This is a genomic window from Paenibacillus glycanilyticus (assembly GCF_051200795.1).
GTDB lineage: Bacteria > Bacillota > Bacilli > Paenibacillales > Paenibacillaceae > Pristimantibacillus > Pristimantibacillus glycanilyticus.
Genome location: NZ_CP195155.1, coordinates 6,307,320 through 6,332,952 on the forward strand (window position 1 = coordinate 6,307,320; position 25,633 = coordinate 6,332,952).

Below are 25,633 nucleotides of genomic sequence, written 5' to 3' on the forward strand. Positions count from 1 at the left end.
TCTATCCTTCAATCCCTGCTATTCGAAAGTAATCGTTCGTCGTCTAACTGCCCCCATTATAGCATATACGACCTGAATTGCGGAGCGGCGGCCCTTTGCCGGGCGACTATGCGCCTTGAAAGAACCGCCGCGGGCAGCTTGCATTAGAACAGGCTTTTCAGCCAGTTGATGAATTGCTCAATGATTTCCAGCAGGAAAAACTTCGCTTTTGGCGCTTCGCCTTGCTTGTTCTCGTCTTGCGATTTTTGAACGGAAGCTTCGGATTTGCCTTCTTTGCCGTCAGAAGCTTTTTCGACTTTATCTTTATGATCGGCGGAAGCCGTTTTTACCGTCTCCGCTTTCGCGGCGTCAGCATCCGGGTCGGCTGCGGCGGCTTCGCCGGTTGCCGCATCGATGAAGCACAGCGGCGGGAACAGCACGCACCACCAGTTTTGGCCTTTGCCTTCGCCAAGCGTAATCAGGAGAGCTTCATAGTTGCCTGCGGGATACACTTCGTTGCTGTACATTTTTGTCGGGAACGGAACCTGGCCCAGCTCTGCATGATAGCTGTAATCGAACCCGCGGCTTGTCAGCACGTCAGCTACGATACCATTGATTTCGTCCATATGATCAAGCACCGTTTGGCGCGCTTCTTCAATCGTTTGCGGACCCGTTACCCAAGTATCCATGGCTTTCACCACTGCATCGCGGACAACACGCTTTACGGCCTGGTCGGCAGGGGAGTCCGAATTAGCCAAGATGCGCAGGCGGATGGAATCTTGCGGAATAATCGTATCGACCACAGCCGCATCCGTACGCTGCTGCTCCCAGCTCATCACAAGAACAAACAAAACGATCACCAACAAAGCATATGATTTACGGAAATAAAAAAGGGAATTAGTGCGGTTGATCATAACACAAGCTCCTCTCGATCGCACCCGTCGGTGCATCAGCTTGCGTTCCGGAACGTATCTATCCGTCATTATGTCCGCGTTCCCGGCTCTATAAACCTAGCAGAAACAATGAAAATGATAGAGTTGTTTTCATAACACACGAGGCTGGCGATGGGGAGGGAGTGGGAGCGGGGAATGGCACAGGGCGAGGTGCGGGCAGGGGACTGTAACACGGTTTTTCCGTGTTGCAGCCGGGAATGGCACATGGCACGGGGCGTGGGGCGGGCGTGCGAGCAGGGGACTGTAACGCGGTTTTTCCGTGTTGCAGCCGGGAATGGCGCGAGGCTTGGGGCGGGCAGGAGGCTGTAACGCGGTTTTTCCGTGTTACAGCCGGGAATGGCGCGGGGCGTGGGGCGGGTAAGGGGCTGTAACGCGGTTTTTCCGTGTTGCAGCGGAGTTAACAAAAAACACGCTGCCGGCATCGTATGATGCGCCAGCAGCGTGTTTAATAAAGTTACTATTTTGTGCGGACGGCGATGACATGGCGCTCGATGCCGCCATAGTCGGTAATGATGCGGATGTCGTCCCATTCGCCGACGTTCCGCAGCAGCGCGGCAACGTCCTGGGCTTGGCCCATGCCAAGCTCGAAGGCGACAATACGCGGCAGCTGCGCAAGCGATGGCAGCTGCTCCACCATGCGGCGGTACGGATCCAGTCCGTCCGCCCCGCCGTCCAGCGCGAGGCGCGGCTCGTAATCGCGCACCTCGCGCTGGAGGCCCGCAAGATCATCCGCCGGAATATACGGCGGATTGGACACAAGCACATCGATGCGGATGTCCTCCGCATCGGGTGCCGCCCCTGCGGCGCCGCGCTTCGCAAACGGCGCCAGCAGGTCGCCCTGCACGAACGCCATGCGCCCCGCCGCCTCATGGCGGGCCGCGTTCGCGCGGGCGACCGCAAGCGCGTCCGGCGAAAGATCGGACGCGCATACGCGCCATCCGGGACGCTGCGAAGCAAGCGTCACGCCGATGGCGCCGGTGCCGGTGCCGACGTCAACCACCATCGGCGCTTCAGCCCCGTCCGGCGGCCACAGCTTGTCGGCCGCCTCAAGCACGGCCTCGACGAGCAGCTCCGTCTCCGGCCGCGGAATAAGCGTAGCCGGCGTAACCGTAAACGGCCGGCCGTAGAACCATTCCTCGCCGATGATATACTGCACCGGCTCGCCCGCCGCCTTGCGGCGGATCAGCCGAGCCCATTCCGCGGCATGCTCCGCCGGAAAGGGCTCGCCGAAGTCGCGAAGCATCGCTGACCGCTCGATGCCCAGCACGTGCAGCAGCAGCCGCTCTACATTGGAGCGCGGCTCCATAACGCCAAGCCCCTCCAAAAACGAAGAAGCCTGCATGCAGGCTTCCCTAATGGTAAACGACGGTGCAAAAAACACCCGTTCGTCTGTATGATCGTTCATCTCTCTAGCTTCCCTTCCTCGGGAGTCTTTGGACTCGAAGGTTTTAGTTAAGCTCTCTCTCCAGCAATTCCGCCTGCTCCGCAATGGTCAAGGACGATACGATCTCTTCCATGTCGCCGTTCATAACCGAATCAAGCTTGTGCAGCGTCAGACCGATACGATGGTCCGTTACGCGGCTTTGCGGGAAGTTATACGTGCGGATGCGTTCGCTTCGGTCGCCCGTGCCAACCTTCAGCTTACGCTCGCCTGCGTATTTCGCTTCCTCTTCCTGCCGGCGGATATCGTAGATGCGGGCCCGCAATACTTGCAGCGCCTTCGCTTTGTTCTCGTTCTGCGATTTGCCGTCTTGGCAGGTCGCCATAATGCCGGTAGGCACATGGAGCACGCGTACCGCCGATTTCGTCGTATTAACGGACTGACCGCCTGCACCGCTGGAGCAGAACGTATCGATACGGATATCTTTATCGAGAATTTCGACCTCGACCTCTTCAACCTCCGGCATAACCGATACCGTCGAAGTAGAGGTATGAATACGGCCGCCCGATTCCGTTACCGGAATACGCTGAACGCGGTGAGCGCCGCTCTCGTATTTCATTTTGCTGTAGGCGCCTTTTCCGTTGATCATGAAGATAACCTCTTTGAATCCGCCCAGATCATTCTCGGAAAGGTCCATGAGCTCTACGCGCCAGCCCTGAGTATCCGCGTATTTCGTATACATGCGGTACAGATCGGAAGCGAACAGCGCAGCTTCGTCCCCGCCTGCCGCACCGCGGATCTCGACGATAACGTTCTTCTCGTCGTTAGGGTCCTTCGGCAGCAGGACGATGCGAATTTTTTCGTCCAATGCAGTCTTGCGCTCGGACAGCTCTTCAATCTCCATCTTGACCATCTCGCGCATTTCGTCGTCAAGCTTCTCGCCTTGCATAAGCTTGGCATCGTCAAGCTGTTCCGACACTTGCTTATATTCTGTGAAGGCTTCATAAGCCTCTTGTAAATCCGATTGCTCCTTGGAATATTCCCGCAGGCGCTTCGGATCACTGGCTACATCCGGATCGCACAACAGTTCACTTAACTTCTCGTAACGGTCTGCGAGCGCTTGTAAACGGTCCAACACAATGATTCACCTCTATGATTTTCCTTAATGGTATCACTCATTATAGCACAAAGGACCCGCGTTTTCGACTGGTGTATTTGCCTAAGTCGCACGAAAGGAGCTCCGCGTCTTCCCTAAGGAAAACGGAGCCCCTTCATTCTGTTTATTTCTTGTTTTTTCTAGCCGAAAGCGCGACCGCAGCCAAACCAAGCACAACCGCGATAATCGATAACGTAAGCGGAAGCGCCGAGTTGGAACCCGAGTCCTTCGAATCGCCTGCATCCGCCGCTGCGCCGGTATCATGGCCGTGTCCGTCGCCTTCCGCCACAGCCGCCGTTACCGTTGTTACGGAAGCCGGCTTATCCGAGCCGTCTGCCCCAACCCATTCGACAACCTTTTTGTCGCTGTAGGTCTGGTAAGCTTTCCATACGAGCTGGGTAGCGTCCTCGTTTACTTTGCCGCTCATGCGGAACTCGGTGAATTCCGTTTCGCTGAGACCGCCGCCTTCCGCTGCCGTCCAGGTAATGGTTGTTACAACGCCGTTAGCATCCTTTTCAAGCTCGCTGGTCCAGCCCGGCTTGGGCTCAACGCGGGAAATGACCGCTCCGTCCGCCACCTTAACCTGTATCTTGACGGTGTTAACGCCCTTCTCCTCGCTAGGCACGCGAACCGCGAATACCTGGTACGAATTCGCCGGAACGGATGGCGGCTGAACTGTTACATGGGCACTTGCCACGCCTGCGAACATCATCATGCATACGGCCATCGTAGCCGCTATTACCCATTTTTTCATCTGTTTCTTCACCTGTCGCATCTCCCTTTCTGATCATAAGCCTGTCGTGCGCTTCTCTGAGAAGAGTATATAACCGCGCATACTGCCTGACATGACTCGAAAGGGCTACCCGGATATGACTATTATGTGTCTTCCCGTTCTAATAATTCCGGAACGCGGTTTCCCGCACAAGCTCATTATCGTCCTGGTCCATCACGCGGATCTCGGCCGTCCATGTGGAGGCGTAAGGCAGGAATGGACCCGTCGCCTCATAGGATGCGCTGATGTAGCCCGGGAAAGCATCGTTAGGCTCGCTGTCGTCCTTCACCAGCGGAATATCGATGGGAGCATCCTTCCTGCTGTCCGAATGCAGGCGCAGAATAACCGACTTAGGCGCCCCCGACGCCTCCGGCAGCCAGACGTGGAGGGAAACCGTATTGTCTCCGCCCGGTACGTTAGGTGATACGTTAAATGTTACGTGCATATCCTCGCCCATCTGGTGGAAATTATACGGCTCGTTGGGAGGCAGCGGGCTCATATAAGTAAACACGGCTGCAATCGCCACGATACAGGCCATCATAATGGCATCCGCCTTCAGCAGGCTTCCGGCCGGAAAGCCGCTCTTTTTCATCCGGAGACGCAATAGCGTACCCGTCACAAGCACCGCGACGACAAGAACAACCTTTACGGTAAGCAGTCCGCCCCATGTGGTCAGCCACAAATACGACAGCTTCGGCAGGAACAGCAGCGTCATTGTTACCCCGCTGATGACAAGCACGGCAAGGGAGATCAAAGCGCCCTGCGAGAAGCTTGCGCCAAAGCGCCCCGCCTCCTTCCGGTCCGCGTACCAGACGTACAGGAGCACGGCCAGACCGCCAGCCCAGACCGCGGAAGCAATCAAGTGGATAAAGTCAAAAGCAATCGTCAGCACCTTCTGGTCATTTGCCGCCGGATGGCCGATCAGGCTTTCAACGCCAAGCAGCAGTACCACCCACAGCAGACGGACAAACCTCTCTTTGAACCGCTGGGCTGCAAAACCAAGCAACACCAGGATAATGAGCTCGAGCCATGCCCGTCCGGTAGTCGTATTCGTAAACAACGACCCCCAGGAGGAAATCGGCTGGCCTTTCATCAATTCGTTAACCTGCAGGAAAATATGAACCAGTACCGTAAGCAAAAGCGCCCGCATGCCAATCAGAGACAAACGCTTAAAGGCTGATTGCAGCGATTCGCTTGGCCTCCGGATAAAGACCGACCATAAAGCGATGCCCGTCGCCAGCAGCAGCGCGGCATAATAAAGCACCCGCACGGCATACAGCAGGTTTTGCTGCATCCCCTTTGAATTGCTTGCTTGCGTAGCAAACGTCTCCCCGTCCTTCCAGTCGGGCGGATTGCCGACAACAAAAGCATAAGAGCCGCTGATCGGATGGCCGTCCTCCGAAATGATATGGTAAGAGACCGAATAAACACCGTCCCCAAGCACGGGAAGACCTGCCTTAAGGGTTGTTCCGCCGTTCTCCAGAACCGGCTCTTCCGTCTTTATTTTGTTTGACTTCGAATCCACGACTTCCAAGGATCCGGCACTCGGCTCAACCGCCTCGTTAAACGTTAGCTCCACAAAAGGCGGCGACTCGGCAAGCTTCACGTTTGCGGCAGGAACGGTCTTCTCCAGCGTCGCATGCGCGAAAGCCTGCGGCGCAAGCGTTAATGCCAATACGACAAGCAGCATAACCGCTGCCAGCATTCGTTTCGATAACGTCGGTAACGTATGTAAAGTCATAACACCATACTCCTATTCTTTAGCTTCCTTCCCATTGTACGACTGCCAACCGCTTTCCGCATGACTCGTTCGAGCTACGCTTGGATAAAAGCGTTTTCCGCAAGAACAGAGCAAAGCGGTATTGCTCTCCCAAATGAGAACAATACCGCTTTCGTCCCGCTGCTATTAAACGTTGAAACGGAAGTGCATAACGTCGCCGTCCTGCACCACGTATTCTTTGCCTTCGAGGCGCAGCTGGCCTCTTTCTTTTGCCGCGTTCATCGTACCGGCGGCAGCCAGGTCCTCGAACGACACAACCTCTGCGCGAATAAAGCCGCGCTCGAAGTCGGTATGGATAACGCCGGCCGCTTGCGGAGCCTTCATGCCTTTACGGATTGTCCAGGCACGAACCTCCTGCACGCCAGCCGTAAAGTACGTATACAGGCCAAGAAGCTTGTAAGCCGCGTTGATCAGACGGTTCAGGCCGGATTCCTGCAGGCCCAGCTCCTCGAGGAACATCGCTTTGTCTTCGCCTTCCAGCTCAGCGATTTCTTCTTCCACCTTCGCGCTGATTGGCACCACTTGCGCGCCTTCGGCAGCCGCGAATTCGCGCACCGCTTGCACGAACTTGTTATTATCCGTATCCGCAACCTCCGACTCGGCTACGTTTGCGGCATACAGCACCGGCTTCATGGTGAGCAGGTGAAGATCGCGGATAATCAGCTTCTCGTCATCCGACAGCTCTACGCTGCGCGCGGGCTGGTCGTTGTAGAGAGCTTCTTTGACGCGTTCCAGCACTTCCACTTCCAGGGCGATTTTTTTGTCGCCGCCTTTCAGGTTTTTGCGGGAACGCTCGATTTTTTTCTCAACGGACTCGATGTCCGCCAGAATCAGCTCAAGGTTGATCGTCTGGATATCGCCGAGCGGATCCACTTTGCCGTTTACGTGCGTGATGTTCTCATCCTCGAAGCAGCGTACAACGTGAACGATCGCGTCTACCTCGCGGATATGGGCGAGGAACTTGTTGCCAAGGCCTTCGCCTTTGCTTGCGCCTGCCACAAGACCGGCAATATCAACGAATTCGAAGGCAGTCGGAACCGTCTTGTTCGGCTGCACGAGCTCTGTCAGTTTGTCCAGACGGTAGTCCGGCACCTCTACCACGCCAACGTTCGGGTCAATCGTACAGAAAGGATAGTTTGCGGATTCCGCGCCTGCTTGCGTTATTGCATTAAATAAAGTGGACTTGCCGACGTTCGGCAATCCCACGACACCTGCTTTCAAAGCCATGAAATAAGACACCCCATTTTCCGAAGTAACAATCTCACGTCATTATACCCGATGGCCGCTTACAATAAAAGCCCTAGTACAAGGTAGACAGTTCTTCCAAAAATGGGGCGTTGCCGCCTTTATCCCGCTTTCGTCAGGTTCGCTTTTTCCGGCATACCGCAATAACGTACATCGGGTCGCAGCTCTTGAACCTCGCAAGCGGCAGCGGTTCATGCCCTTCGGCCCTAAGCAGGCGCTCCTCGGCTCTTCCCAGCGGCAGACCCACCTTTTCCCGCATCCAATTCATGGAGAGCAGCCTTGAATCGTCAACCGGGTTCTGCCCGAACATCTCTTCAATGTCGTAACAGGCCAGCAGCTCGCCCACCAGCTCCGAGGTCCGGTATTCGAAGCGGTGATATTCGTTAAAAGGCTGCTCTTCGTAATATAGCGGAGGGTTCGTTACCGAGCGGTTAGGCGTGGACACGATAAATAACCCACCGGGCTTCAGCACGCGGGCCGATTCCCGGATCCACGCCGCTCCTTCGCTTACGTGCTCAATCGTCTCGAAGGAAATAACCGCGTCAAAGGATTCGCCTGCAAAAGGAAGCTTCAGTACGTCGCCCGTTTCAAATCGTATCCCTTCTCCGCCGTAATCCCGTTCCGCAAGCCGGGCGGAAACGGCGTCGATATCGATGCCCGTAACCTCCGAAGCCCCCGCATGCTTCAATAATGCTGAACCGTATCCCGCTCCGCAGGCGGCATCCAGCACCTTCAGGCCCCTGACGTAACGGCACGCCAATTCGTAACGGTACAGATGCTCCTCGTATACATCGGCATACCGCTCCTTCACCTGCCGGTTGACCACAAGCCGTTCGCCGCTGAACACGACATCGTTTTGTTCCTTGAGCGGCTGTTCGGGCACTACCTGCACTGCTTCCGCAACCGGAGGCAGCGGCAACGGTAGCTCTTCCGTAACCGCCGCCACGGCCGTGAACTCCTCAGACTCAAGCTCGGTTACCGGGGCTTGCGTCAACTCCGGCTTGTCGCTTATGCCAAGCGTAATAATGCTGCCCGAGGTCAGCCTCCCCTTCACCGGGTGCTTGCCGTTTGCCATCCGCTTCAGCAGGCTGAAGTCTTCGGCGCTGATATCCGAACCGGGGCGCCCATCCTTCCCGTCATCGATAAGCAGGGTCGAAACGGCAGCAAACCCGGCATCCGCATAAAGCTTCCTCACCTGCTCAATGGAATACAGATAAGCGGACTGCTGCTGGGCATCGTCATTATCCGGCTGCAAATAACGCAGCATAAACGGATAGTAATGACGGTTCAGGAACGTTCCGATCAGCCAGCCGGCAGGCTTCAGCAGCCCCTTCAGCTTCCGCATCGCCTCGGGCGTCCCGCAGATGTGGGCATCCCCGATAAGGATGCCGTCTAACGAGCCAGTCTCCAGGCCCCATTGCTCCGGATCCTCCGAGCCGAACACCCGGATGCCGGCCGCTTCCGCCACCTTGGCCGCTTGACCGTTTTTTTCGACTCCATACAGCAAAGCACCGGGAAACCGGTGCCGCAAGCTGAGCAGCGTCGCTCCGCAGCCGCAGCCGATATTCAGAAATCTTGGACTTCCGCTCCCGCCGCCGGCAGCGGATACTTCCCGGTCCAGCAGCCCAAGCATATCGGAATGAATGATCAGCGCCTCCGAAGAAGCGAATCCCCATTTCTCGCGAAAAAGCTGATTGTTGCGGGCGAACAGCTGCAAATACATGGCCGAATCCGCCCGGAAGCTGACGCTGCCGTAATGATGGATAAAGGTATCGCGGCAAAGCATAAGTTTATACCCGAGAAGCTTTAACCGCAGCGACAAATCATCGTCTTCGTAATTGCCGATGCCAAACCGCTCATCCATCCCGCCGGCCCTCTCGTAGGCCTCCCGCCGAAGCAGCATGCAGAAGCCGATCAGCTTCAGCCGCTCCTCCATGGGATGGCTTCCCGCAGACCGTCTCACCGATTCGGAGAAACGGTCGAGCTCCTCGATCGTCGAATAATGGCTCGGAATCTGCGTATAGTAATAAGCCGAGTTCGTGACCGGCCCCACCGCACCGATCGAAGGATCGCTAAGCAAGCTGCGCTTCAGACCGTCCAGCCAATCCGGCGTCACCAGAGTATCGTTATTCAGCAGGAGCAGCAGCTCGCCGGATGCGGCCGATGCCCCTTGATTGCAGCCTTTCGGGAATCCGGCGTTACCGTGATTCGCGATCAGAAGGATATCCGGCTCGGCTCTCGCCCAGTCGGCCGTCCCGTCCTCCGATCCGTTATCGACAAGGATCAGCTCGTAGCTGCCCGCCGCCGTATGTCGCCTGATGCTTTCCACGCAGGATTTTGTATAATCAAGCCCGTTTCTGGTCACCAGGATTATGCTCGTCAGCACCAATCGCTTCACCGCCCGGCACATAGGTTCATGCCAACAGCATATGTAGAAGGAGCCCGGATGCAAAGGCTGTTCGCCTACTGCCCCGCGGCGTTATTTTTTATAGAAAGATAAACCGAACAAATAACCGGCCAGCACGTTAAAAATCGCTTCGTTCTTGTCATCGAGAATGATCCGGCTCAGCGTCCCGTATGTGCCTTCGGCGCCGGTGTACAGCTTGCCGTAATTGACGGCCGCCACATAATTCAGGACTACGATTACGATCGACAGCATTAACGTGAACTGCATTTCCTTTATACGGAAGCCGAACTCGCCTTTGCCGATCAGATGAAGGCTTGCTCCAAAGCCGAATGTAATGCCGAAAAGAACAAACAGGAACTTGGCCGTCACATCCGGATCGCCGTTGCGAATTAGAAATTCGTTGCTTGCGTAAACAACAAGCATGGTGAACAAAAGAAAGAGGACAAACACCACATACTTAAATAACGCTGACTTCTTAACCATTTTCTGCACCCCTTATGTTGTCGAACACGATTGCATGCCAAACCCTCCCCCCGCCCATACTAACAGGGAGCAGGAGGTGAAAACTACACGATGGAAAATCAAACCCACAAAGGCAATTATAAAGGGACAACGGCCATGAAGGCAAAGAACCAAGATATGGCATTTGTAAACGATACGATTGAGGATGCGAAATCCGTTACCAACTTCTCCTCCAAGAACAAAAAAACGGACTAATCCCAACATAAAGCCCCCGCCTGGAAGCTGCCACGGCAGCGAACCAAACGGGGGCTTCTTTATTAAACCGACCTCAATTGCGCAGCGGCGCCTCCTGAAGCTCCGCCCTTGTCTGCAGGAAGCGGAAGAAGGCTACGGAGGCTTCGGCTCTCGACACCTGCTTAGCCGGCTGGAAGTTGCCGCCCGATAGCGTCATAATCTTCAGTCCGACAACAATAGCCGCCTGGCCCTTCTTCTCCATTTTGTCCGCGTCCTTGAAGCTGATATTGAACAAATCATCATAATTGGCGAGGGAGTTGTACCCAAGCGCGCGCACAATCAACTCCGCCATCTCCTCGCGGTCCACCTTGCCGTCCGGATTAAACGAACCGTCGCCGATGTCGATCAGATTTTGCTGGAGCGCGCTTTCCACGTATGCATAATATTGATTTTTCGTGCCGACATCAGCAAATGAAGCGGATGCCGTTGAATCCGCCGACCCTTCGTACAATACCGGCGGACGACCGCTGTTCATCGCCAGCACAAGCATCTTGATCAGCTCGCCGCGGGTTACGATTTCATTCGGACGGACCTTGCCGTCCTTCACGTCAAGCGCTTTGTAAGCCACCATCAGCTCTAACTGGCGCTGCGCCCAATGACCGTCAATATCGGCAGCCTTCGGTTTCTCCAGCTGGGTAACCTCTCCGGTGTCACGGCTTCTCCAGCTGCCCGATTCCGCATCCAGAAAGATGGACTCATCCAGCTGGCGCGGCACTAACCGGTAGATGAGCTGAGCGTTAGCGTTGGATTCCACATCCGACGGCTGAATCACCCCGGCAGCCAGCAGCGTCTTATATTTCTCGACGGGAATCGGCTGGCCCTGGTACACGTAATTTTGCGTCAAATAATAAGTCAGCTCCGTCCGGTAATAAGTCATCCACTTCTCAATGGCTTGCGCCGGCGTAATAACCTTAGGCGCTGTCTCCGGGTATTTATACGGATGGATGCTGGCATCGTAGCTGCGCACCGCGCCCGTATTCGAGTCAATGGATACGTTCACGTTGTCGTAATCGGCCGTTGCGCCGTTAATCTTGTGAACGAAGCTGAAATAATACGTATCGATATACGATACTTTTTCCGGGTCGTACTGCGACTTATCGCGCTTCACAACGTACAGCTCATCCGCCGCCCAAGGAAGCTGCTTCTTCACCGTTTCAATGGCTTTGGCTTCGGCTTGGTCATAAGACAAGGCAGGCTTCGCGCTCGCATTCTGGTTGTTCTGATAGGAATAGAAGCTGTTGATAAATCCCGTCCGGCTATTGATTAATGCCGATGCGGAGCCGACCGTGTCTTTTCCGTTCTTCAGCTCCCACTCGAGCCGCCAGCTCGCAACCGTCGCACCGGCACCATCATCCGTGTTCTCGTAATAGCTGGCGCCGGCATACACCGCGTTTGAAGGAATAGAGAAGGCTGACAGCACGGCTTGCTTCGCCTGTTCCTCGGTCAGATTCACCGCTCCGGGAGCTTCGCCCAGCGGTTTATCCGCTATCGGCGTCCCCGATACCTGGTTGGGATCGATGTATCCGCTTTGCACTTCTTTGCCGGTAACCGCATCAATCGCAAAAGCTCCCATATCGTAGCTCAGCACCGGCTTGCTTGGCCCTTCCGGATTATTAGGGATAATGTAACGCAGCTCCGGCTTTGCCTGCTCGATAAGCTTTTTCTTCGCTTCATCGGCCGTCAGCTTGGCATCCGCCTTCGGAAATTGAATCGTATCATCCCACTGCAGGGTGTAGCGCAAGACATGCCCTTCACTGTCGACATCAAGCTCGATATAGTTATCCACGTAAGGAATATCATTGACAACCCGGTCAAACCTGAGCGTGTGGCGCACCTCTCCCGTCAGAGGAGGAAGCTGCTGCGCGCCGTATTCCGGATTAAATTTCACTTGATCCTTGTAAGTTGGCGCAACCTCCGACAAGAAGGAATAAGCAATCTTCTGCGCGGCCTCCCGCTCAACCTTCAGCGGATAAGTAGGCTTGGCGCTTGGATTATCGAGGTAGGTGCTGTAATCAAGAAGCTGGCCGGTATCCGCATTTAACCGTACATAGATGCTGCCCTTGTTTTTGCCGTTTACCTTGTACACGAAATCAAGACCCCATACGCTGCGTTTGCCGCCAGCCAACGTATCGGACGAGAGCGAAGCCCCTTGCAGCACGTATTCCTTCGGGACGCTTACCATCTGCCTTGCGAGAGATTCCGCCTTTTCCTTCGTCACCTTTGCATTAACGGGAGCAACCGCGCTTCCGTCCGATCCGGCAGCATCTCCTGATACAGATACGGCCGAAGCAGCCGGTTTGTCAGCGCTTTCGGCAAAGGCCGCGGCAGGAAGACTGCTCGTCAGCATAACCGCGGTTGCCAGCACGGCCAGCTTCTTGCGATGATTCATCATCATAACGAACCTCCTATGCTTTTCCATTCTTGTTAATCAGCTAAATAGACGCGGCAGCCGCGCCAGAAGTTGCGTCGTGTCCCAATATTTTCATATTATCATTTTTCACACGTCACGCGCCTTCCTCCAGAGGTGCTTTGCTGCACTAAAAAAGCCAGGGACCCGCGTTATACGCAGGTCCCTGGCTTTCATGCTTTGCAGCCAAATCTTACAGTTGGCCGGAGATTTTTGCTTTCAGAGCGTCTTTGCTTTGTACGCCGACCATTTTGTCAACGGGTTGACCGTCTTTGAACAGGATCAGTGTAGGGATGCTCATTACGCCGAATTGGGAAGCCAGTTCCGGCTCTTCGTCAACGTTGATTTTTGCGATTGTAGCTTGGCCTTCCAGTTCAGTTGCAAGCTCTTCTACGATAGGGAGCTGCATTTTGCAAGGTCCGCACCAAGGTGCCCAGAAGTCTACCAGAGAAACGCCGTTTTCCACGCTAGTTGCAAAGTTATCTTTTGTCAATGCTACTGCCATTGTCAATCATCCTCTCCAAAATAATATGATAAGGGAATTCCGCCACGTACCGTTTTATTGTAGCCTAATCGCAACCACAAGCGTGAATTTGCTTCAGTACATCGGAAATCGTGATGCCGCTGAAGTAGCCTTCCAGCTGCTTCTCGGCTGTACAGAAGATCCCGAACATCACTTGGTTCATATTCGAGCCAACGACGCAATCCATGCCCGGATCACCCGAGCACCAGCTCGGAATAAACGAGCCTTGCGCCATGACGCGATATACATCGCCAAGCGTAACGACATCTGGATCAATTGTAAGCCTGTAGCCGCCTCCTGCGCCTTCTCGTGTATCGACAAAGCCGCTTTTGCGCAATCCGCTCATAACTTTGCGGACGCGCGCGGAGTGCGTGCCTACGTTGTCGGCGATCATCTCACTGCTTGCCATCCGCTCGGGCAGATAGGCTAAATAAACGAGACTGTGTACGGCAATCGTAAATTCGCTGTTCAATGTGAACGGCCTCCCTGTTTAGTACTGTAATAATATCAATTACAGTTAACAATGTCAATAGCAAGGCCGCCCGATTTCCGCCACAGTCATAGGGTGCGACGGCGGCACCCCCCTTATTCCCAAAGCATGCTGCTAAAAATTGAAATTCATGGGGTCGGAACCAAAGCGGCGGCCGACATTAAGGCCATTGATCTTCTCCACCTCTTCGGCAGTAAGTTCAAAGTCGAAAATATCCGCGTTTTCGATAATCCGGCTCTTCGTAACGGACTTCGGAATGGTGACGACTCCGCATTGCAAGTCCCAGCGCAAAATAACCTGCGCAGCCGATTTGCCGTGAGCATGTCCGATTTCCTGGAGCAGAGGCACATCGAGATTACCCTGAAGCAGCGGACTCCAAGCCTCAAGCTGGATGCCGCGCTCTTTGCAATAGCTCTGCAGTTCAGGCTGAGTCAGGTAGGGCTGGAATTCCACCTGATTCACCGCGGGCACCACTTCGCAGCTGCCAAGCAGATCGTCCAGATGAGGTATCAGGAAGTTGCTGACGCCAATTGCCCGCACATGCCCTTCCTTGTACAGCTTCTCCAAAGCACGATAAGTATCCTTGTATTTGCCGGCCACCGGCCAGTGAACGAGATACAAATCGATAACGTCCAGCTTCAGCTTGCGGCGGCTTTCCTCGAAAGCCTTCAGCGTGCTCTCGAAGCCCTGGTTGCTGTTCCATACCTTTGTCGTAACGAACAGCTCCTCGCGCTTCAGACCGCTTGCGGCAATCGCGTTGCCTACGCCTTCTTCATTACCGTAGATCGCCGCCGTATCGATGCTGCGGTAGCCTGCCTCCAGGGCATCCGCAACCGCTTGCTCGACCTCTTCGCCTTCCTTTGTTTTGAATACGCCAAAGCCAAGCCAAGGCATCCGAATTCCGTTGTTCAATTCCGTGGTTTGCGTAATGGATGTAAATTTGCTCACAACTCTTCTCCTCCCTCATTCTAAAAATGCTGCTTCTCAGCTCCCCTATTTTACCATTGATTTTCCCCTATGAACAATTAAGCCGCTATCGAATAATTAGCGGGATGTTCCCAACAAACCTGTCATGATGGTGGGAGAGGCGAATACATATGTACGGAATGGCGAATCAGCAGGCGAAGGAGGTGTGTTGGGGATGGTGCTGTGGTGGAACCGATGGACTGCCTTCCGGACTGAGGCCGGATCCCGGGCTGATGAAATCGACAGACTGCATGCGTATTTCAAATCTAACGGGTTAAAATCAAAGGTAACCTTGGATGGCTCCTTAAAACGGCTTCATGTACGCAGCAACGATGAAGCACGCGCCAAGGAGCTTGCGGCTTCATTCGATGCCGAGCATTCCTGATAAGCTTTTGATTCAGCCGCAATCCGCTGTTTTTCGTAGGCGGCACCCGTACCGAAGCAAGCCCCAGTCCCCTTGAGACTGCGGCTCCTCTATCCGGGTGCCGCCATTTTTTATCCTTTTTTCAGAGCCTTGATCTTCGGGGGGAAGTGTGTATAATACAGGTTAGTGGTTTTCTAGGGTTCCGCTAAGCGAGAGGCTTAGGTCTGGTCCGAGGGAAAACTCACAGCGATAGCTGTGATCACGGAAGGATAAAAACCTGGGAGTCGCCTGCGCCAGCAGTGTACTCCCGGGTTTTATTTTTGTCTTTTTAAATATTACATCACGTGTAAGGGGGAAGAATTTTCATGAAAAAGCAATGGTTGCAAGTTTATGCTGCTGCAATTTTCGAAGTCATCTGGGTCACCGGCCTCAAGCATGCGGACCATGTCTGGAGCTGGGCGGGGACGTTTATCGCGATTGTGCTCAGCTTTGTCCTGCTTATCAAAGCTAGCGGAGAGCTTCCCGTCGGCACGGTATATGCCGTATTTGTAGGACTTGGCACGACCGGTACGGTTATATCGGAATCGGTCTTTTTCGGGCATCCGCTGCATGCGGCTAAATTGTTGTTTATCGCCCTTCTTTTGATTGGCATTATCGGTCTTAAGCTTATTACGCCGGAGCACGGAAGTGCGGGCGAGAAGAAAGGAGCATCCTCCAAATGAACTGGTTAGCTTTGATCTGCGCGGGTCTATTCGAAATGCTGGGCGTCGTTATGATGAATAAGGTCAATGAGAAGAAAAGCGTGAAAAACATCGCACTTCTGCTAATGGGCTTTGGCATGAGCTTTGTCTGCTTGTCCTACGCGATGCAAACGCTCGAGATGAGTATCGCTTATGCCATCTGGACGGGGATTGGCGCTACAGGCGGTGCAATTCTTGGCATGGTTCTGTACGGAGAGCCGAAAAACATGCTCCGGATCCTCTTTATCACCCTCATTATCGGGGCCGTAGTTGGCCTCAAGCTGGTGGCCTAATTGCTGTTGGAACGAAAGCAAGGGGCTGTCCCGCAGCTTTATCAGCTAACGGGACAGCCCCTTGCGTGTATATATCGGCTCACTAAACAAAAAGAAGTGGACTGGTTAGGTGCCGATTACACTTCCATGATGATAGGAAGGATCATCGGCTTTCTTTTCGTTTGTTCATATAAGAATCGTCCTAGCGCGTCTTTTACGTTTGATTTAAGTGTTGTCCATTGGTTTACGTTATCGCTGATGGATTTCGTAATCGTTCTTGTCACAATTCTGCCTGCTTCCTCAAGCAGCCCCTCCGACTCCCGTACATAGACGAAGCCGCGGGAGATAATATCTGGTCCCGATTTAATCGTCTTGTCCTGCTTGCTGATGGTTACTACTACAACAAGAATGCCGTCCTGGGACAGGTGCTTGCGGTCACGAAGTACGATATTGCCCACGTCTCCGATACCAAGTCCATCGATATACGTATTGCCAGCCGGCACTTTGCCGGATTTGCGTGCATCGCCGTTTACGATTTCCACGATTTCACCGTTATCCACGATGAAGGTATTGCCTTGCTCGACGCCAACGGCTTCAGCCAGCTTCTTGTGATGGAGCTGCATCCGGTATTCTCCGTGAATCGGAATGAAATACTTGGGAGCCATCAATTGAAGCATCAGCTTCAGCTCTTCCTGGCTGCCGTGGCCGGATACGTGCATGCCGGTTTGCGTGCCGGAGCCGTAAATGACATTCGCGCCGAGGCGGAACAGCTCGTCCACCGTACGTCCGATGCTGCGTTCGTTACCCGGAATTGGCGTTGCCGAGATAATAACCGTATCGCCTTCCAGAATCTCCACCTGACGGTGATTCGAACGGGCCATCCGCGTAAGAGCGGACATGGGCTCGCCTTGACTGCCTGTGCAAAGAATAACGACTTGATTATCCGCATAGCGGTTCACTTCGTTCGTCTCGATCAGCATGCCATCCGGGATATCGAGATAACCCAGCTCCGAAGCAATCGTAATCATGTTGACCATACTGCGCCCGATAATTGCCAGCTTCCGTCCCGATGCTGCCGCTGCATCCACAACCTGCTGCAGACGGTGCACGTTCGAGGCGAAGGTAGAGACGATCACACGGCGTTCCGCCTTGCGGAAAGCATCAATAAAGTTCGCGCCGACGATCCGTTCCGATGGCGTAAAGCCTGGACGTTCGGCGTTTGTGCTCTCCGACAGCAAAGCGAGGACACCTTTTTTCCCAATCTCGGCCATCCGGTGAATATCCGCGTGATAGTCGCCTACCGGTGTTTGGTCGAACTTGAAGTCGCCCGTATGGACAACGACGCCTTCCGGTGTATCCAGCACGACGCCGAGGGAATCCGGAATACTGTGGTTCGTCTTGAAGAACGACGCCTTCATCGAACCCAGCTTGAGTTCGGAATCGGAATGAATCAAATGCCGCTCTGTCGATCCGAGCAGTCCGGCTTCCTTCAGTTTTCCTTCGATCAATCCCATCGTCAGACGGCTTGCATAGACGGGCATGCTAAGCTGCTTCAGAATATACGGCAGGCCGCCGATGTGATCCTCATGGCCGTGCGTGATGAGCAATGCTCTAACCTTGTCCTTGTTCTCGATGAGGTACGTGATGTCCGGCACGATAATGTCGATGCCGAGAAGCTCCTCATCCGGGAATTTGGAACCGCAATCAATTACAATAATGTCGTTCGCGTATTGTACCGCGTACATGTTCTTGCCAATTTCGCCTACGCCGCCCAAGGCAAAAATGGATAGTTTCTTTTCAGTTTTATGGTTATTCAAAAATAATCCTCCTATTTATAAGACTGACGACGATTGTTATACTTCAAACTTAAAAATCCGAACCAGTCACTTGCCACCATTATAGCACGAAAAAATAACAAAATGGAAATAGGCTTATTTAGCCTTTTTGTACCCTGCTGAACTTCCTCCAAGCCGCAATCGCCGCGTTCACGGTTAATCCAAGTGCCACGCCGAGAATTACCGCTGCCAAATTCAATCCGTGTATGAACAATAGCAGCATGCCTGCGCCATAATCATCCTCCGGAAGCGGAAAAACCGCACCCATCAGATAACCGGTAATCATCAGCATCGGCACCCAAATAACAGGGATAAACAAAGCAAAATACCAATACTTTCGGCGAAAACACAATATAACGGGCAACGCGTATACTGCCGATGTTATTGTAAAAACGATGTACGCCTCATCTATAGCGGCACTATAGCGATAGGCCAGTTGAAAAAAAGTATTCCCGATTACCGCATAAATAACGCTTAAGAGAACAACGAAAAATGCAGCCCGTTGATAGCCGGGTCTTACCTGCTTCTTCATTATCGCTTAATGATCTCCTTGAGCGCCTCCGCAAATGCGGCCATCTCTTCGTCCGTGCCAACCGTTACGCGCAAATATTGGTCAATGCGGGGCTGTTTGAAATACCGGACAAGCACGCCGCGTTCGCGCAGCTGCTGGAACAGAACCTCTGCCGCATGCTCCGGATGGGAGATGAAGACAAAGTTCGCCGCCGAGTCGGTTACGATAAAGCCCAGCTCTTTCAATTCCTTCGTCACCGCTTCGCGCGTCGCGATTACCTTCGCCGTGGTCTCCAGGAAATAAGCCTCGTCCTCAAACGCCGCTACCGCGCCCGCAAGCGCAAGGCGGTCAAGCGTATAGGAGTTGAACGAATTTTTAACGCGGTTCAGCCCGTCGATCAGCTCTTCGCTGCCCAGCGCCCAGCCTACCCGCAGACCCGCAAGCGAGCGGGACTTCGATAGCGTCTGAACGACGAGCAAATTCGGATATTCGTTCACCAGCTTTGCCGCCGACTCGCCGCCGAAATCGATATACGCCTCGTCAATCAGAACAACCTGATCGGGGTTTTGCGCAAGCAACGTACGGATATCGTCAAGCGAGATCAGCATAGCCGTTGGCGCATTCGGGTTCGGAATAACAATGCCTCCGGTATCCCGGCCGCTGAATTCGTCAACCGGCAGCTTGAACTGCTCACCAAGCGGAATAATGTCCGCCTTCAGCTGGTAGAACTCCGCATACACCTTATAGAAGCTGTATGTAATATCCGCGAACGCGACCGGTTTGGCCGGATTAAAGAAAGCCGCGAAAGCAAAAGCGAGCACTTCGTCGGAACCGTTGCCTACAAATACTTGATTCGGAGCAACATCGAAATATCCGGCGATTTTGCGGACAAGCGCATCGCAGGTTGGATCGGGATAAAGCCTCAAATCATCGTTTGTTACCGACCGGATGGCCTCCAGCACTTGAGGCGAAGGCGGGTACGGGTTTTCGTTGGTGTTCAGCTTAATGTATTTTTTGTCCTTCGGCTGCTCCCCGGGAACATAAGGGACTAAAGAAGCCGTAAGCGGACTCCAAAACTTGCTCAATGTTCATTCTCCCCTGTCGTCTTTTCATCCTATTGCTTCCAGCATAAATCATTTGGCATGAATCACCAAATTAGCCGGCATTAAATCTTGCGTCCGACAATAATCAAATCCCGCTCTACCCCGTCAAGCTCGGCTACCTTCGGCAGGTTCGCCCACTCTTCGAAGCCAAATTTCCGCAGCAGGGCAAGGCTAGGCTCATTGTGGCCAAATACAAATCCGAGCAGCGTGCGAAGACCAAGTCCCGGGCTTGCTTCAAGCGCCTTCTGAATCAGGAACGAGCCGATACCGCGCGCGCGGTATTCCTGATCGATATAAATGCTGATCTCGGCCGTTGCGTTGTAAGCCGGGCGTCCATAGAACGATTGGAAGCTCAGCCATGCCAGCATTTTGCCGTCTTCCTCCAGCACCCATAACGGGCGAAAATCCGGTGAATGCTCGTCATACCATCTCATTCTGCTCTCCACCGATACGGGCTCCAGATCAGCCGTTACCTGGCGGGATGCGATAGTAGAGTTGTATATTTCGACGATGCGGGGCAGATCCTCTACCCCGGCATCTCGGATCGTAAAATCATTGTTCATAAGTAGTTCTCTCCTTGACCTCATGTTTCCTTTATTTGATTGTACAGCCTGAACGATTTTTGCGCACGTGTAAATAATTTAACCTTTCCTACCCTCTAAAAACCAGCCTAGAACTCTCTCGCTCTTCCGCTAGTTTCACAGTTTAAGGTCTCGCAGAAACCTTAAGAGTAGACCGATCTTCTCAAAATTCAACAATAAATTCTTTCTGCCGCGCGGTTAAGGCCCTTTAGGGACCTTATCGGCCACTACGAAGGCAAAAACAAAGCCCTTAAGGCCCCCGGAGGGCCTTAAGGGCTTGCATAACGATTTACTCGTCCCCGTCGTGAACAACAACCGTGCCCGCGATAAAATCGTGAATGGCGCGTTTGTCCTCGCGCATGCCGACCATAAACGCGCTGACAACCGCGGCGATGCCAATGGTTACGGCATAGACGAGTCCGCCCACGACATTGCGCAGCAGCATTGTACCGATGCCCGGCGGCCTGCCGTCCAGGCGGCGGATCTGAATGCCGCAAATCTTTTTCCCGATCGTGTAGCCGTTCCACAGAACCGGAATCAGCAAGGAATACAGGAAGGAAATAATGTTCGTAAACGAATTCTCCCTCTCGCCCGAAATAATAAAGGCCAGAATGGTAAGCGGAATGCCGATAATAAGGCCGTCCAAAATATTGGCGCCCAAACGTCTCCAGAATCCTGCGCGGTAATAAGTATCCATGTTGTTCCTCCCTATTTTTTCTCTATTGGCTTATAGGCTTTCTTTAGCCTATTACCACCTATACGGGCTTATGACTCCCGCTTAAAGCCCGGACCAGACGGTTCACAAGAAAGTTCGCCATCATTCTACATTTTCCTTCTATTTACCATTTTTATAAATTCAAAGAAAAGCCGGACTATCCCGTAAGGACAGCCCGGCTTGCTCAGCCTATGGCGATTATTTAAGCTTTGGACGGATCAAACGAGCTCTTCAGCGAGACAATCCGGTTGAATACCAGCTTCTCTCCCGTCGAATCCTTCGGATCCACATTGAAGTAGCCGTGGCGGAAGAACTGGAACTTGTCATGGCTCTTCGCGTCCTTCATGTTCGGCTCAACAAAGCCTTGCAGCACTTGCTGATTGTTCGGATTGATGCATTCGAGGAACGGCTTGCCTTCCTCTTCGGCTTCGCTAGTAATAAGCGGCTCGTACAGACGGAAGTCCGCCGGCACGGCTTGCGAGGCTTCGACCCAATGGATCGTGCCTTTTACTTTGCGGGCATTAAAGCCCGAACCGCTCTTGGTAGCCGGATCATACGTACAGCGCAGCTCGATCACGTTGCCGTCCGCATCCTTGATGACTTCCTGGCACGTAATGAAGTAAGCATGCTTCAGACGCACTTCGTTGCCAGGGAACAGACGGAAGTATTTCGCGGGAGGATTCTCCATGAAATCGTCCTGTTCGATATAGATTTCGCGGGAGAACGGAATTTGGCGCGTGCCCATTTCCTCGTTCTCGGCATTGTTCTCCGCTTCAAGCATCTCGACTTGGCCTTCCGGATAGTTCGTAATAACAACCTTCAGAGGCTGCAATACGGCCATCGTGCGAAGCGCCTTCAGCTTCAGGTCTTCCCGGATAAAATGCTCCAGCATCCGCTCGTCGACCGTGCTGTTCGCTTTCGCTACGCCAATCTCGCGGCAGAACGCGCGGATCGCTTCCGGCGTATAGCCCTTGCGGCGCAGACCGCTGATCGTCGGCATGCGAGGGTCGTCCCAGCCGGTAACGACGCCTTCGTCCACGAGCGCTTTCAGCTTTCTTTTGCTCATCACGGTATTCGTAATGTTCAGACGGGCGAACTCGTATTGCTTCGGCACGTCAACCATTTCGCATTCCGCGATGGTCCAGTCGTACAGTGGACGATGGTCCGCGAACTCCAGCGTACAGATCGAATGCGTAATGCCTTCAATCGCGTCGCTGATCGGATGCGCGTAGTCGTACATCGGGTAGATGCACCACGCGTCTCCCGTGCGGTGATGATGCGCATGGGCAATCCGGTACAGAACCGGGTCGCGGAAGTTGATATTCGGCGAAGCCATGTCGATCTTCGCGCGCAGCACCTTCTCGCCGTCCTTGAATTCGCCTGCCCGCATTCTAGCGAACAGATCAAGATTCTCCTCGACCGTGCGGCCGCGGTAAGGGCTGTCTTGCCCGGGCTGCGTCAGCGTGCCGCGCGTCTCGCGGATTTGCTCGGCAGTCAGGTCGCACACGTAGGCTTTCCCTTTGCGGATCAACAGAACGGCGCGGTTGTACAATTCTTCGAAGTAGTCGGATGCAAAACGAAGATCATCCCAGTCAAAGCCGAGCCAGCGCACATCTTCCTTAATCGACTCTACGTATTCCGTATCTTCCTTTACCGGATTCGTATCGTCGAAACGAAGATTTGTCCGTCCTTTGAATTCATCGGCAAGCTCGAAGTTCAAGCAGATCGACTTGGCATGTCCGATGTGCAAATATCCGTTAGGCTCCGGCGGAAAGCGGGTCACGATTTCCTGCACGTGGCCTTCTTTCAAATCTTCGACGACGATGTTTTTGATAAAGTTAGAGGATGATACCTTATTCTCCACTGTGTTTTCCACGGCGACCAACCTTTCCCGTAATTAATGATCTTCCTATCATACACAAAATTACGAGAAAATACACTGTCTACTGCTAGGCGGAGACACTATCCTTTAAATAAGAAGTCCAGTGCGCCGGCGGAGTAGAGCAGAATCAGGGCGACGAGAATCGGGGCAATATAACGCACCATAAACAACCAGATCCAAAACCACGCCGCCGTAAGTCCCGCTTCTTCGGCTGCGTTTTTCCAAACCCAGCCCACAAAGATGGTCACGATCAGGCCGCCAAGAGGCAGCATGATGTTCGAGCAGACGAAATCCATCCAGTCGAAAAACGTCTTGCCCCCGAAATCCAGTCCGCTTACCGCCCCGCCTACAGACACGGCGGAAGGGATGCCAACCAGGAAGAGAAGCACCGTGATCACCGTTACCGCAAGCCCGCGGCTCCAGCCATACCGCTCGCGAATAAAGGCAACCGGCACTTCCAGGAGACCAACTGTCGAAGTTAACGAGGCAACCGCAAGAAGGATAAAGAATAATCCGCCAAAAAGACTGCCGAGCGGCATCGCTGCAAAAGCAGCCGGCAACGCCACAAACACAAGACCCGGCCCTTGGCCTGGCTCGATCCCGAATGCAAAGGACGTCGGGAAAATAATCAAGCCTGCCAGGAAGGCATACAACAGATCGCCTAGGCCAATCGCCATCGTGCCCGCGCCAAGCGACTGTCTCTTGTCCACATAAGCACCGTACGTAATCATCGTTCCCATGCCAAGGGAAAGGGAGAAGAACGCATGTCCTAGCGCAACCAGGGCCGATTCGGCCGTCAGCTTGCTGAAATCCGGACTAAGGAAGAACGATACGCCCTCCCCCGCCCCGTCGAGCGTCAAAGCGCGGACAACGAGGACCAGCAATAAAATAACGAGTCCCGGAATAAGGATCTTGTTAAACTTCTCAATCCCGGCCGACACGCCTTTAATAATAACTGCCGCCGTAAGCACCAGCGCCAGAAGCATCCACCATACCGGCTGCCAGCTGCCGATGAAGGCATTGAACTGGCCGGAGTAATCCGTCGTCTTAAACAGCTGACCCGAGAATGACCGGACCGCATAATACATCGTCCAGCCTGCGACAACGGAATAGAACGATAAAATCAAAAATGGCGCTGCGATCATGAGGAATCCAAGCGCTCCCCAGCCCTTTTGCTTGGTCAGCCGGTTAAAGGAGGTCGATACGCTGCCGCGGCCGCCGCGGCCGATCGCAAGCTCGGCCATCAGGACCGGCAGGCCAACAGCGAGAAGGCAGACAATAAACATGAGGAAAAATGCCGCGCCGCCGTATTTGCCGGTGATATAAGGGAATTTCCACATGTTGCCGAGACCAACCGCACTGCCGATCGCCGCGAAAATGAATCCTGATTTCGAGAACCGCTCTTCCCCATCCGCAAGCGATGCAGCAGCCGTACTCTTGTTTTGATCAACCATCTTACAAACCTACCTCTTTCCTTGTGTCTTCACCTGATGTCGTTAAAACCTATTATTTGCTCCCAGTTCGAGAAAAAACCGGAATGGTTATCGTACTATTTTTCATACGTTCATACAAGAACCAAAAGAGTGGAACGGATGGTGATCGCGCCATGGCAGCACAACCGATTGTCGTCTTTCCTCCCGGCGGCTGGCGCGGAATTCCGTCAGGCGTTCGGGGCTGGCTGGAGGAGCTCGCCGCAAAAAGAAAGCTGATGGCATTTGCCGACGATGCTCCAAACGGAATCGAGTCTCTCGGCTTGGAGCAGCTGAATAACGTGGAATGGGGCAGCGTCGCCGCTATTGTTATGCACCCCGCCTGGGTGCATATTGCCGTGCCGCTGAAGCCGCAGTGCCTTATTGCCATGCTGCCCGGACCGGAATCTAATGAAGAAGAGCTGTGGAGCAAATGCCGCGCCTGGCTATGCGCGTATGCCACGCTTGTCGTGGCCGGTACGGAGGCCTTCTATCTGGATCAGTGCTTCCGCCGCGGAAGTGTCTTTCTAATGGACGGGATGGACGAAACCTCCGATCTGTTCGCCCGGCAGGCGGTGGAATGGCATAGCGACGGCTTCGAGTCCGACATGCTTATCCGCCTCCAGCAGCGTCATAGGGCCAACTGGCGGAATGAGCTGCTTCGGAAGCAGGAGCAGGAGCAGGCGGCGGGCAGCAAGCCAAGCGGCTTTGCAGACGGTCTCTTTTTCCATTCGGTCTACCGGTATTTGACCGGCGAACCCGAATACGCGCGACAGCATCTGCTTGCCTCCTTCGAGCAAATGCTGCACGAAGGCCGCAGGGATACGCTTCAGAACGTCTACCGGTTCCTGTCTGCCATCGAGCTGGAGCAGGGACATGTTCAGGACGCCGTACGGACCTACGGCTACACCGCCCAAGGAGAAACGGAATGGCGCAATGCCGAACAATTATCCGAATGGCTGGCTGCCGGGAAGCGGGAGCTCGCCAAAGCCCAGCTATACCGGCTGAATGACGATTACCGCAAAGCGGCAGCTCTGCTGGAGCCGCTTGCGGATGATCCGGAAGCCCGCGCGCTGCTTGCTGCTACTTACATTACGATGGGCCGGTTAGACAGCGCTCTCTTGCTCGGCAACGACGGGCTCCGCAAGTCGGCGGGCGACCGCCGGCAGTGGCTGCGTCTGCAAGGAACGGCTCTTCTGCTTAAAGGCAAGCGGCATGAGGCCATCCACTGCTTTCTGGCGGCAGGAGAGCACAGGCAGGAGGAATTAAACGGCATGATTGACCTGGCGGTTATGGATGGCGTTGCGCGGGAGCTGACACGGGGAGATAAGGAGGCTGACTAAAGA

24 protein-coding genes and 1 riboswitch are annotated in these 25,633 nt (G+C 54.0%); of the genes, 5 read left to right on the forward strand and 19 right to left on the reverse strand.

Features of this window, described 5'->3' with window-relative positions; translation table 11 throughout:
- Positions 1-143 precede the first annotated feature (143 nt).
- The 8 genes from spoIIR to ACR9FF_RS28490 all read right to left on the reverse strand — a co-directional run bounded on the left by spoIIR (position 144) and on the right by ACR9FF_RS28490 (position 10,156).
- Positions 144-893, reverse strand: coding sequence for a stage II sporulation protein R (gene spoIIR, locus ACR9FF_RS28455; RefSeq protein WP_435167240.1), 750 nt, complete (start codon positions 891-893; stop codon positions 144-146).
- Positions 894-1,389: 496 nt separating this feature from the next.
- Positions 1,390-2,337, reverse strand: coding sequence for a peptide chain release factor N(5)-glutamine methyltransferase (prmC, locus tag ACR9FF_RS28460; RefSeq protein ID WP_435167243.1), 948 nt, complete (start codon positions 2,335-2,337; stop codon positions 1,390-1,392).
- Positions 2,338-2,380: 43 nt separating this feature from the next.
- The gene (gene prfA / locus ACR9FF_RS28465) at positions 2,381-3,451 is read right to left on the reverse strand and encodes a peptide chain release factor 1 (RefSeq protein WP_435167246.1); all 1,071 of its coding nucleotides are present in this window, start codon (positions 3,449-3,451) and stop codon (positions 2,381-2,383) included.
- 142 nt (positions 3,452-3,593) lie between these two features.
- Positions 3,594-4,244, reverse strand: coding sequence for a YcnI family copper-binding membrane protein (locus tag ACR9FF_RS28470; protein ID WP_435167249.1), 651 nt, complete (start codon positions 4,242-4,244; stop codon positions 3,594-3,596).
- A 118-nt stretch (positions 4,245-4,362) separates the two neighbouring features.
- Entirely contained in the window at positions 4,363-5,982 is a 1,620-nt protein-coding gene (locus ACR9FF_RS28475) for a copper resistance CopC/CopD family protein (RefSeq protein ID WP_435167252.1), read from the reverse strand.
- 165 nt (positions 5,983-6,147) lie between these two features.
- Complete coding sequence (gene ychF, locus ACR9FF_RS28480; protein WP_127497942.1) at positions 6,148-7,248, reverse strand: redox-regulated ATPase YchF; 1,101 nt, start codon at positions 7,246-7,248, stop codon at positions 6,148-6,150.
- Between the two features lie 133 nt (positions 7,249-7,381).
- Positions 7,382-9,652, reverse strand: coding sequence for a methyltransferase domain-containing protein (locus tag ACR9FF_RS28485; RefSeq protein WP_435167256.1), 2,271 nt, complete (start codon positions 9,650-9,652; stop codon positions 7,382-7,384).
- A gap of 93 nt (positions 9,653-9,745) precedes the next feature.
- A complete protein-coding gene (locus tag ACR9FF_RS28490; RefSeq protein WP_435167259.1) occupies positions 9,746-10,156 on the reverse strand; it encodes a hypothetical protein in 411 nt (136 codons plus the stop codon).
- Between the two features lie 90 nt (positions 10,157-10,246).
- Here ACR9FF_RS28490 and ACR9FF_RS28495 point away from each other — a divergent pair, with 90 nt between their 5' ends.
- On the forward strand, positions 10,247-10,390 hold the full coding sequence (locus ACR9FF_RS28495; protein WP_201002494.1) for a hypothetical protein: 144 nt from the start codon (positions 10,247-10,249) through the stop codon (positions 10,388-10,390).
- Between the two features lie 73 nt (positions 10,391-10,463).
- Here the strand turns inward: ACR9FF_RS28495 and ACR9FF_RS28500 are convergent, their stop codons facing one another.
- The 4 genes from ACR9FF_RS28500 to ACR9FF_RS28515 all read right to left on the reverse strand — a co-directional run bounded on the left by ACR9FF_RS28500 (position 10,464) and on the right by ACR9FF_RS28515 (position 14,743).
- Positions 10,464-12,824, reverse strand: coding sequence for an S-layer homology domain-containing protein (locus ACR9FF_RS28500; protein ID WP_435167262.1), 2,361 nt, complete (start codon positions 12,822-12,824; stop codon positions 10,464-10,466).
- A 205-nt stretch (positions 12,825-13,029) separates the two neighbouring features.
- Entirely contained in the window at positions 13,030-13,341 is a 312-nt protein-coding gene (gene trxA, locus ACR9FF_RS28505) for a thioredoxin (protein WP_015847398.1), read from the reverse strand.
- A 64-nt stretch (positions 13,342-13,405) separates the two neighbouring features.
- Positions 13,406-13,831, reverse strand: coding sequence for an RrF2 family transcriptional regulator (locus ACR9FF_RS28510; protein WP_015847399.1), 426 nt, complete (start codon positions 13,829-13,831; stop codon positions 13,406-13,408).
- A gap of 132 nt (positions 13,832-13,963) precedes the next feature.
- Positions 13,964-14,743 carry an aldo/keto reductase gene (locus tag ACR9FF_RS28515; RefSeq protein ID WP_435172236.1) on the reverse strand — a complete coding sequence of 260 codons (780 nt, stop codon included), beginning with the start codon at positions 14,741-14,743 and terminating at the stop codon, positions 13,964-13,966.
- Between the two features lie 247 nt (positions 14,744-14,990).
- On the opposite strand from ACR9FF_RS28515, the gene ACR9FF_RS28520 reads away from it, so the two are divergent.
- The 3 genes from ACR9FF_RS28520 (at position 14,991) to ACR9FF_RS28530 (ending at position 16,212) form a co-directional block, all read left to right on the forward strand.
- Complete coding sequence (locus ACR9FF_RS28520) at positions 14,991-15,200, forward strand: hypothetical protein (protein WP_127497951.1); 210 nt, start codon at positions 14,991-14,993, stop codon at positions 15,198-15,200.
- Positions 15,201-15,362: 162 nt separating this feature from the next.
- Positions 15,363-15,465: riboswitch (guanidine-I (ykkC/yxkD leader) on the forward strand.
- Between the two features lie 79 nt (positions 15,466-15,544).
- On the forward strand, positions 15,545-15,901 hold the full coding sequence (locus ACR9FF_RS28525; RefSeq protein ID WP_435167267.1) for a DMT family transporter: 357 nt from the start codon (positions 15,545-15,547) through the stop codon (positions 15,899-15,901).
- Positions 15,898-16,212, forward strand: coding sequence for a DMT family transporter (locus tag ACR9FF_RS28530; protein WP_435167270.1), 315 nt, complete (start codon positions 15,898-15,900; stop codon positions 16,210-16,212). The genes ACR9FF_RS28525 and ACR9FF_RS28530 overlap by 4 nt, the downstream gene beginning before the upstream one ends.
- A gap of 116 nt (positions 16,213-16,328) precedes the next feature.
- Here ACR9FF_RS28530 and ACR9FF_RS28535 read toward each other — a convergent pair whose 3' ends face one another.
- From ACR9FF_RS28535 to ACR9FF_RS28565, 7 genes are all read right to left on the reverse strand, one after another.
- Positions 16,329-18,008 carry a ribonuclease J gene (locus ACR9FF_RS28535; RefSeq protein ID WP_127497957.1) on the reverse strand — a complete coding sequence of 560 codons (1,680 nt, stop codon included), beginning with the start codon at positions 18,006-18,008 and terminating at the stop codon, positions 16,329-16,331.
- A gap of 118 nt (positions 18,009-18,126) precedes the next feature.
- Complete coding sequence (locus ACR9FF_RS28540; RefSeq protein WP_435167273.1) at positions 18,127-18,558, reverse strand: hypothetical protein; 432 nt, start codon at positions 18,556-18,558, stop codon at positions 18,127-18,129.
- Positions 18,558-19,622 carry a histidinol-phosphate transaminase gene (gene hisC / locus ACR9FF_RS28545; protein ID WP_317978719.1) on the reverse strand — a complete coding sequence of 355 codons (1,065 nt, stop codon included), beginning with the start codon at positions 19,620-19,622 and terminating at the stop codon, positions 18,558-18,560. Before hisC ends, ACR9FF_RS28540 begins: the two co-directional genes overlap by 1 nt.
- An 80-nt stretch (positions 19,623-19,702) precedes the next feature.
- A complete protein-coding gene (locus tag ACR9FF_RS28550) occupies positions 19,703-20,203 on the reverse strand; it encodes a GNAT family N-acetyltransferase (RefSeq protein ID WP_127497963.1) in 501 nt (166 codons plus the stop codon).
- Between the two features lie 307 nt (positions 20,204-20,510).
- Positions 20,511-20,918: an RDD family protein gene (locus ACR9FF_RS28555; RefSeq protein WP_201002504.1), complete on the reverse strand. Its 408-nt coding sequence runs from the start codon at positions 20,916-20,918 to the stop codon at positions 20,511-20,513.
- 220 nt (positions 20,919-21,138) lie between these two features.
- Positions 21,139-22,800 carry a glutamine--tRNA ligase/YqeY domain fusion protein gene (locus ACR9FF_RS28560; protein ID WP_127497981.1) on the reverse strand — a complete coding sequence of 554 codons (1,662 nt, stop codon included), beginning with the start codon at positions 22,798-22,800 and terminating at the stop codon, positions 21,139-21,141.
- 98 nt (positions 22,801-22,898) lie between these two features.
- Positions 22,899-24,272 carry a sodium-dependent transporter gene (locus ACR9FF_RS28565; RefSeq protein WP_435167278.1) on the reverse strand — a complete coding sequence of 458 codons (1,374 nt, stop codon included), beginning with the start codon at positions 24,270-24,272 and terminating at the stop codon, positions 22,899-22,901.
- Positions 24,273-24,424: 152 nt separating this feature from the next.
- Here ACR9FF_RS28565 and ACR9FF_RS28570 point away from each other — a divergent pair, with 152 nt between their 5' ends.
- Positions 24,425-25,630: a tetratricopeptide repeat protein gene (locus ACR9FF_RS28570; protein WP_201002508.1), complete on the forward strand. Its 1,206-nt coding sequence runs from the start codon at positions 24,425-24,427 to the stop codon at positions 25,628-25,630.
- Positions 25,631-25,633: the final 3 nt, after the last annotated feature.

Excerpts from the sequence above, each read along its gene's own strand:
- spoIIR (WP_435167240.1), bottom strand. The coding sequence starts at position 893 with ATGATCAACCGCACTAATTCCCTTTTTTATTTCCGTAAATCATATGCT.
- prmC (WP_435167243.1), bottom strand. The coding sequence starts at position 2,337 with ATGAACGATCATACAGACGAACGGGTGTTTTTTGCACCGTCGTTTACC.
- ACR9FF_RS28470 (WP_435167249.1), bottom strand. The coding sequence starts at position 4,244 with ATGCGACAGGTGAAGAAACAGATGAAAAAATGGGTAATAGCGGCTACG.
- ACR9FF_RS28475 (WP_435167252.1), bottom strand. The coding sequence starts at position 5,982 with ATGACTTTACATACGTTACCGACGTTATCGAAACGAATGCTGGCAGCG.
- ychF (WP_127497942.1), bottom strand. The coding sequence starts at position 7,248 with ATGGCTTTGAAAGCAGGTGTCGTGGGATTGCCGAACGTCGGCAAGTCC.
- ACR9FF_RS28490 (WP_435167259.1), bottom strand. The coding sequence starts at position 10,156 with ATGGTTAAGAAGTCAGCGTTATTTAAGTATGTGGTGTTTGTCCTCTTT.
- ACR9FF_RS28495 (WP_201002494.1), top strand. The coding sequence starts at position 10,247 with ATGGAAAATCAAACCCACAAAGGCAATTATAAAGGGACAACGGCCATG.
- ACR9FF_RS28500 (WP_435167262.1), bottom strand. The coding sequence starts at position 12,824 with ATGATGATGAATCATCGCAAGAAGCTGGCCGTGCTGGCAACCGCGGTT.
- trxA (WP_015847398.1), bottom strand. The coding sequence starts at position 13,341 with ATGGCAGTAGCATTGACAAAAGATAACTTTGCAACTAGCGTGGAAAAC.
- ACR9FF_RS28515 (WP_435172236.1), bottom strand. The coding sequence starts at position 14,743 with ATGCCTTGGCTTGGCTTTGGCGTATTCAAAACAAAGGAAGGCGAAGAG.
- ACR9FF_RS28520 (WP_127497951.1), top strand. The coding sequence starts at position 14,991 with ATGGTGCTGTGGTGGAACCGATGGACTGCCTTCCGGACTGAGGCCGGA.
- ACR9FF_RS28525 (WP_435167267.1), top strand. The coding sequence starts at position 15,545 with ATGAAAAAGCAATGGTTGCAAGTTTATGCTGCTGCAATTTTCGAAGTC.
- ACR9FF_RS28530 (WP_435167270.1), top strand. The coding sequence starts at position 15,898 with ATGAACTGGTTAGCTTTGATCTGCGCGGGTCTATTCGAAATGCTGGGC.
- ACR9FF_RS28540 (WP_435167273.1), bottom strand. The coding sequence starts at position 18,558 with ATGAAGAAGCAGGTAAGACCCGGCTATCAACGGGCTGCATTTTTCGTT.
- ACR9FF_RS28550 (WP_127497963.1), bottom strand. The coding sequence starts at position 20,203 with ATGAACAATGATTTTACGATCCGAGATGCCGGGGTAGAGGATCTGCCC.
- ACR9FF_RS28555 (WP_201002504.1), bottom strand. The coding sequence starts at position 20,918 with ATGGATACTTATTACCGCGCAGGATTCTGGAGACGTTTGGGCGCCAAT.
- ACR9FF_RS28565 (WP_435167278.1), bottom strand. The coding sequence starts at position 24,272 with ATGGTTGATCAAAACAAGAGTACGGCTGCTGCATCGCTTGCGGATGGG.
- ACR9FF_RS28570 (WP_201002508.1), top strand. The coding sequence starts at position 24,425 with ATGGCAGCACAACCGATTGTCGTCTTTCCTCCCGGCGGCTGGCGCGGA.